Origin of the sequence: Mesorhizobium sp. M7A.F.Ca.US.005.03.2.1, from assembly GCF_003997795.1 — a bacterium.
In the GTDB taxonomy this organism is placed as follows: Bacteria; Pseudomonadota; Alphaproteobacteria; order Rhizobiales; family Rhizobiaceae; genus Mesorhizobium; species Mesorhizobium ciceri.
Window position 1 is genome coordinate 1 of the sequence record NZ_RZRP01000245.1, and the last position, 7,565, is coordinate 7,565.

9 protein-coding genes are annotated in these 7,565 nt (G+C 64.8%); 7 read left to right on the forward strand and 2 right to left on the reverse strand.

The window, feature by feature from the left end; translation table 11 throughout:
- The 7 genes from EN991_RS15535 to EN991_RS15565 form a co-directional block, all read left to right on the forward strand.
- Positions 1-367: cupin domain-containing protein (locus EN991_RS15535; RefSeq protein ID WP_164769096.1), on the forward strand; the 367-nt coding region annotated here is incomplete at its 5' end.
- Positions 368-370: 3 nt separating this feature from the next.
- Positions 371-1,450: an extracellular solute-binding protein gene (locus EN991_RS15540; RefSeq protein ID WP_023809407.1), complete on the forward strand. Its 1,080-nt coding sequence runs from the start codon at positions 371-373 to the stop codon at positions 1,448-1,450.
- 24 nt (positions 1,451-1,474) lie between these two features.
- Positions 1,475-2,383, forward strand: a complete 909-nt coding sequence (locus EN991_RS15545; protein ID WP_027160916.1) for an ABC transporter permease — start codon at positions 1,475-1,477, stop codon at positions 2,381-2,383.
- On the forward strand, positions 2,380-3,168 hold the full coding sequence (locus tag EN991_RS15550) for an ABC transporter permease (RefSeq protein WP_027160917.1): 789 nt from the start codon (positions 2,380-2,382) through the stop codon (positions 3,166-3,168). The genes EN991_RS15545 and EN991_RS15550 overlap by 4 nt, the downstream gene beginning before the upstream one ends.
- A 1-nt stretch (position 3,169) precedes the next feature.
- A complete protein-coding gene (locus EN991_RS15555; protein WP_127369073.1) occupies positions 3,170-4,279 on the forward strand; it encodes an ABC transporter ATP-binding protein in 1,110 nt (369 codons plus the stop codon).
- 28 nt (positions 4,280-4,307) lie between these two features.
- Positions 4,308-5,690: an FAD-binding oxidoreductase gene (locus EN991_RS15560; RefSeq protein WP_013530465.1), complete on the forward strand. Its 1,383-nt coding sequence runs from the start codon at positions 4,308-4,310 to the stop codon at positions 5,688-5,690.
- Between the two features lie 9 nt (positions 5,691-5,699).
- Positions 5,700-6,056: a cupin domain-containing protein gene (locus EN991_RS15565; protein ID WP_013530464.1), complete on the forward strand. Its 357-nt coding sequence runs from the start codon at positions 5,700-5,702 to the stop codon at positions 6,054-6,056.
- 17 nt (positions 6,057-6,073) lie between these two features.
- On the opposite strand, the gene EN991_RS15570 is transcribed toward EN991_RS15565, so the two are convergent.
- A complete protein-coding gene (locus tag EN991_RS15570; protein WP_013530463.1) occupies positions 6,074-6,340 on the reverse strand; it encodes a BrnA antitoxin family protein in 267 nt (88 codons plus the stop codon).
- A gap of 99 nt (positions 6,341-6,439) precedes the next feature.
- The coding region (locus EN991_RS15575; protein ID WP_245460977.1) for a molybdopterin dinucleotide binding domain-containing protein at positions 6,440-7,565 on the reverse strand (1,126 nt) is incomplete at its 5' end.

Consider the following 7,565-nt stretch of genomic DNA (forward strand, 5'->3'; position numbering starts at 1 on the left):
CCGCAAGACGCTGCTGTCGCGCCGGCCGATCCGCGAGATGGAAGTCTATTGCGGCGAGTTCGCCGTCGGCGGCTCGACCGGCGACGTGCCCTACACGCACGGCAACGCGAGCGAGATGTTCCTCGTGCTGCGCGGACGCGTGCAACTGACGCTCGGCGAGGAGAGCTTCACCCTCGAAGAGGGCGATAGCATCGAATATTCGACCTCGACGCCCCACCGGACGATCAATGTCGGCGATACGGTGGCCGAAGTGCTGTGGATCATTGCGCCGCCGACCAGCGGCGCCGTCGACCTCGACCAATATGTAGCCCGGAAAACGCTCGCGCCCGGCCTACCAAAATCAAACAGCGAGCCATCGGAGGGTTAGAAAATGGGAAGCAGATCAAGATTGGCCGGGTTCGTCGGCGCCGCCGCACTGGCCTTGCTTGCGGCCGCCGCTCACGCGCAGAACGCGCCGCCGGCCGGGACCGTGGTGGACGGCTCGCTGAAGGGAAAGACGCTGACCTTCGTCTCCTATGGCGGCATCTACCAGGACGGCCAGGTCGCCGCCCTCAAGGAATTCGTCGACAAGAGCGGCGTCAAGCTTTTGAATGATGGGCCGACCGAAATCGCCAAGCTCCAGGCGCAGGTCGAATCAGGCAATGTGACCTGGGATGTCGTCGATACGGACGATTTTCCGCCCTTCGTGCATTGCGGAAAACTGTTCCAGAAGCTGGATTTGACCAAGCTCGACATCTCGCACATCCCGCCCGGACAGGTCGGCGAGTGCAGCGTGCCGGCGATGAACTACGGCATGGTCCTGATGTACAAGAACGACACGTACAAGGACAATCCGCCGAAGGACTGGAAGGACTTCTTCGACACCGCGAAATTTCCCGGCACCCGCGCCATCGACGGCAGCGGCAGCCCGCTCGGCGGCCTGATCGAACAGGCCATCCTGGCAGACGGCGGCAAGGTCGACGCCATGACGCCGGCCGATATCGACAAGGGCATCGCCAAGATCAAGGCGATCGGTCCCGACACGATCTTCTGGAAGACGGGCGCAGAATCCCAGCAGCTCGCCGAATCCGGCGAGGCCGACATGATCATCATGTGGACCGGCCGCGCCATGACGGCGGTCAAGAACGGCGCTGCCTACACGCCGGTGTGGAAGGACTGGCTGGTCGTCATGGACCAGCTGACCATCCCGGTCGGCGCCAAGGACACCGACGCTTCCTACGCGCTGATCAACGCCTATCTCGGCAAGAAGTCGCAGGAGATCCTGACCGAGCAGACCTCCTACTCGCCGATCAACAACGAGGCACAGCCGAAGGTCGACGCATCCGTCGCCGCCTTTCTGACCAACACGCCGGACCACGCCAAGCTCGGCTATCAGCAGAACATCAAGTTCTGGGTCGCCAACTTCGCCGCCGCGTCCGACAAGTGGACAGCGCTGATGGCCGGCAACTGAGCCGGCTACCGCTGAGGTGACGGCGTGAGCCAGACATCGCATACGCCGACGGCCGGGGGTGATCATCCTCGGCCGCCAGGTGCCGTGCGGGCGCCGCAGCGGCGCCCGCGCCTTGCTGCCTATCCTTCGCTGCTGGCGATGCCCGCCTTGGCTTTGCTCATCGCCGCGATGGGCTATCCCTTGCTGACCGTCACGCTGCGCAGCTTCTCGGACCCATCTTGGGGCTTGCAGAACTATGTCTGGTTCTTTTCCACCCCGGTGAATGTCACCGTCCTGTGGCGCACCTTTTCCATCGCAGCCTGGGTCACCATCGTTTGCGTCATCGCCGCCTACCCCTATGCCTATCTCATGACGGCGGTCGGACCGCGCCTGCGGCTGGTCCTCATCCTGTGCGTTTTGGTGCCGTTCTGGGTCAGCGGCGTGGTGCGCACCCTGGCCTGGGTCATCCTGCTGCAGGATTCCGGCATCATCAATTCGGTCATCAGGCTGCTCGGCTTTGACGGCGTGAAGCTGATCCGCACGCAGACCGGCGTCGTCATCGGCATGGCGCAGGTGCTGCTGCCGTTCATGATCCTGCCGCTCTATTCGGTCATGCGCGGCATCGATCTGCGCCTCGTGCAGGCGGCGCGCAGCCTTGGTGCGCGCCCGGCACGCGCCTTCCTGCAAATCTATCTGCCGCTGTCGCTGCCCGGCGTTTTCGCCGGCGCCATCATCGTCTTCATCCTGTCGCTCGGCTTCTACATCACGCCTGCCCTGCTCGGCGGCCCGCGCAGCACCATGCTGTCGACGCTGGTGCAGAGCCAGGTGCTCAGCCTGCTCAACTGGGGCCGCGGCGGCGCCATGGGCGTCGTGCTGCTGGTCGCGACCTTCGTGCTTCTAGCGCTCGCCGCCCCGCTGATGCGCCAGCGCCACAAGCAGGCGTCCAGATCATGAGACTGGCACCATCCCGCCTTCTGCTCGGTCTGTTCTGCCTGCTGGTCGCCGTCTGGCTGGTGATGCCGACGCTGGTCATCATCCCGATGTCATTCAACGAGAAGAAGTCGCTCGCTTTCCCGCCGTCCGGCTTCTCCTGGCAATGGTACGAGAATTTCTTCACCAACCCCGATTGGCTGTCGAGCTTCTTCAATTCGCTGAGGGTCGCGGGCCTCGTCGCCGTCGCCGCCACGCTGATCGGCACGCTGGCGTCGCTCGGCCTCAGCCGCATGAAACATTCCGGCGCCGGCCTGCTGCGCGCCATCCTGATCACGCCGATGATCGTGCCCGGCGTGGTGCTGGCCATCGGCATCTACGCCGTCTATCTCGACTACCAGCTCGTCGGCACCACCACCGGCTTCGTCATCGCACATACGATGCTGGCGATCCCCTTCGTCATCATCGCCGTGTCGGCAAGCCTCGAAGTCTTCGACGCGCGGCTGGAGACGGCGGCGGCAAGTCTCGGCGCCAACCGCTTCACCACATTCCGCACCGTGACCTTGCCGCTGATCGCGCCCGGCATCCTGTCCGGGCTTTTGTTTGCCTTCGTCACCTCCTTCGATGAGATCATCGTCGCGCTGTTCATCACCAGTCCCTACCTGAAGACCTTGCCGGTGCAGATCTTCACCAGCATCACCCGCGACGCCGATCCGACGGTGACGGCCGTCGGAACCATCATCTTCATTGCCACGACGCTGATCATCAGCGCCGGGCTGATCATCAGCTCGAAATCGACGAGGAGTTGAGATGACTGCGAGGAAACGCGGCGCGGCCATCGACATCAAGTGCGCAACCAAGCGCTACGGCAATTTCACCGCACTCGACGATGTCAGCCTGCATATCGAGCCGGGCGAGTTCATGACGCTGCTCGGCCCCAGCGGCTCGGGCAAGACCACGACGCTCAACGTCGTCGCGGGCTTCACCGACCTCACCTCCGGCGACCTCGCCGTTGGCGGCAAAAGCATCGTCGCCCTGCCGGCCCACAAGCGCAACATCGGCGTTGTCTTCCAGCACTACGCGCTGTTTCCGCATATGACGGTCGGCAAGAACGTCGCCTATCCCCTCACCTTGCGCGGCATGGACAAGCAGGCGCGCGACCGTCTCGTCGTGCGCGCGCTGGACATGGTCAAGATGGCCGACTTCGCGCATCGCTATCCCTCCGAACTTTCCGGCGGCCAGCAGCAGCGCGTGGCGCTGGCGCGCGCCATCGTCTTCGATCCGCCGCTGCTGTTGATGGACGAACCGCTCGGCGCGCTCGACAAGAAACTGCGCGAATGGCTGCAGCTGGAGATCAAGCGCATCCACCGCGAACTCGGCACCACCTTCGTCTATGTGACGCACGACCAGGAAGAGGCGCTGGTCCTGTCCGACCGCATCGCCGTCTTCAATCAGGGCCGCATCGAACAGGTCGGAACCGGCCGCCAGCTCTACGACGAGCCAACGACCCTGTTCGTGGCCAAGTTCATCGGCGAATCGACCAGTTTGCGTGGCACCGCCCAGACGTCCGGAAGCGAGACCAGCCTGACGATCGCCGGCCAGAAGATCGTGGCCAACGGCAAGCTCGCCAGCGGCCGCAAACCGGTGGTCCTGCTGCGGCCGGAGAAGCTTTTGCTTGCCGGCACCAACACGCCTCCCGCCGCCGGGCAGAACAGCCTCACCGGTCAAGTCAGCGAGGCGATCTATCTGGGCTCCGGCTCGAAATACCAGGTGACGTTGCGCGACGGCTCGGTCGCCATCGTACGCTCGTCGCTGGAAGCCACACCGTTCTCGATTGGTGACACGGTCGATCTGCGCTGGTCGGTCGTCGATGCAAAACTTCTTGCCGACGACGATCGCGCCGACATGACGATGACCTGATCGCTCTTTCCCCGCAGGATTTTTAGACATGGACGCCAAAGTCAACGGCAACGTCTCGTTCTGGTATGCCGACATCGGCCTGCCGGCCTATCGCGCGCCGCTTCCGGGCGATCTCGAAGCCGATGTCTGCATCGTCGGCGCCGGCTACACCGGCCTGTGGACGGCTTATTACCTGAAGAAGGCCGATCCATCGATCCGCATCGCCATCGTCGAGCGGGAGTTCGCCGGCTTCGGCGCGTCGGGCCGCAATGGCGGCTGGTTGTCCGGCGGCTTCAGCTGGTCGCGCGAGAAATATCTGCAGACCTCGACGCGCGGCGCTGTCATCGACATGGAAACGGCCATGCATGGCACGGTCGACGAAGTGATCAAGGTGACCGAAGCCGAAGGCATCGATGCCGACATCCGCCGCGTCGACAATCTAACGGTGGCGACGAACCCGCCGCAGCTCGAACGGATCAACGCCGCCTATGCCGATGCGATCGGCTGGAGCGTGCCGAGCGAGCGTGTCAGCCTGATCGGCCAGGCAGAGGCCAAGGCCCGCATCAACATCAGGAATGTGCTTGGCGGTTATATCCACCACGGCACCGCGCGTGTGCAGCCGGCCAAGCTGGTGCGCGGCCTGTCCGAAGCCGTCGAGCGGCTCGGTGTGCCGATCTACGAGCAGACCACCGTGACCGGCATCGAGAAGGGCAAGGTCACGACGAACCGCGGCACCGTGCGCGCGCCGATCATCATCCGTGCCACGGAAGGGTTCACGGCCGGCATACCAGGCAATGAACGGCTCTGGCTGCCGCTCAACAGCGCGCAGATCATCACCGAGCCGCTGCCGCAATTACTGTGGGACGAGATCGGCTGGGAGGGCCATGAGCTTCTGGGCGACTCCGCGCACGCTTATTGCTATGCGCAGCGCACCAGGGAAGGCCGCATCACCATGGGCGGACGCGGCGTACCCTATCGTTACGGCTCGCAAACGGATGTACGCGGCCAGACGCAGCAGGCGACGATCGAAAGCCTGCACGCCATCCTCACCCGGCTGCTGCCGCAGACAGCCAGGCTTCGCATCGACCACGCCTGGTGCGGCGTTCTGGGCGTGCCGCGCGACTGGTGCACGACGGCAGGGCTCGATCCGCAGACCGGCATCGGCTGGGCCGGCGGCTATGTCGGGCTCGGCGTCTCGAGTTCCAACCTTTCGGGCCGCACGCTGCGCGACCTTATCCTGCGCCGCGACACCGAACTGACCCGCCTGCCCTGGGTCAACCGAAAGGTCAGCAAATGGGAGCCAGAGCCGATGCGCTGGCTCGGCGTCCACTCGATGTATCAGCTCTATCGCGTCGCCGACGAGCGCGAGGAAGCCGGCCTCCAGCACACGTCGAAACTGGCCGCAATCGCCGACCGCATCACAGGACATTGAGAGACTGCCATGACCGACTTCCAGACCTTCGCCCACCTCGCCTCCATCGACCTCGGCGAGCCTGAGCCCAAGCCGACCTCGATCAGCGGCGATCAGTTCGAAGCCTCGACGACGCTGTGGACCTCGCCGGATGGCGCACTGGAAGTCGGCGTCTGGGAGTGCACGCCGGGCCGCTTCACGGCCTCGCGCGAGACCAATTCCGAAACCTGCCACATCGTGTCAGGCCGGGTCTCGCTGCATGGTCCCGATGGCCGCAGCGAGGACGTCGGTCCGGGCGAAATGCTGGTGCTGCCGAAAGGCTGGAAAGGCGAATGGACGATCCACGAGAAAACGCGCAAGCTCTATATCCTGCACTTCGAAGCGTGAGCCGGCTGGAACAGCCGCTACTCGTCGTCTGAACGATCACCCCCGGTAACGATCGGCTTGCCTTCTATCACACGCCGCAAGGCGTCGTTGATGCGGTCCTGCCAGCCGGGTCCATCCTCCTGGAAATGGTCCAGCACGGCGCGGTCGATTCGGATCGAAACAAGCTCTCTGACGCCTGGAGCGGCCGTGGGCTCTCGGACCGGGGCAGCCGGCCTCTTCATCGGCTTGAAAGCCGCCTCGGCGGCCGCCATCGGATTTGTCGGTCGGCGCGGAGGATTTGCCATTGGATGACCCTGACTGAGGATGATTCGTGCGCGACGTAGCACGCCTGAGCCACCATAGCCCAACCAGCACCGTCGCGCAGGCCCCTTTGGTCAGGACGATCACTCGGCTGCTTGGAGGCTCTGTGCGTCGATGATGACCCTGATCTCGGCGCGGCAGGAGCCGCAATTCGTGCCGGCATTCAGGGCCGCGCCGATTGCCGCAACGCTGCCGCAGCCGCGGCGTACCGCTTCCGCGATCTGGTTGGCGCCAACGCCGAAGCAGGAGCAGACGATGGCGCCGCGATCGACGTCGATCCCGCCCGGCCGCCCGGCCACGATCGCCAGCCTGCTGCGCCGATCAACATGATCGGCACTCAACTGTTCCGCCGCCCAGCCGCGCGACACGGCGACCGGGCCGGGCGCGACGAACAAGGCGCCTGACAGTTGGTCGTCGTCGAAGGCGGCGATGCGGTGCTGGCCGGCGTCGCGGTCGTGATAAGCTGATATTTCGGCACCCAATGACGTACCGAACAGCGACCCGGCAAAGCCCGCCCAGTCGATGTCGTCATCGGCAAAGGCAAGCTCGACCCGCCAGCCGCCCTTGCACTTGGCCACGGCCCAGTAGGGCGCAGTATTAGGCTCCGGCCGCTGCCGAGCCACCGCAAAGCCAAAGGCCTTTGCCGCGAATTTCTCGATGCGGACGGCGACATGTTTCAGCGCCGGCTGACCGGAAATGGGATCGGTCAGCGGCGCGGTCAGCGTGTCGAGCCGGCCCTTTGCCGAGAACTGATCGGTCCAGTGCATCGGCGCAAACAGGCTGCCCTGGCGCTGGCGCGCCGTCACCAGCGCGCGCACCAGCACATCACCGCGCGGGCTGGAAACGCGCGCTATGTCGGCGTCACCGATGCCGAAGCGCTGCGCATCCGCCGGGTGGATCTCGACGAAGGGCTCGGCGATATGCTGCGACAAACGCGGGCTTTTCCCCGTCCGCGTCATGGTGTGCCAATGGTCGCGGATCCGGCCGGTGTTGAGGATCAGCGGATAATCGGGGCTGGTGCGGATTTCCGTGGTGGGACGGATGGCGATGAAGCGCGCCTTGCGGTCGGGTGTGAAGAAGTTGCCGTTGGCGAAGAAGCGAGCCTGGAGCCCAGTCGTGCCGACCCCTTCTGGCCAACCTCCAGCTTGAGCGCCCCCCTCTGGCCTGCCGGCCATCTCCCCCTCAAGTGGGGAGATTGGCAGCTTCGCC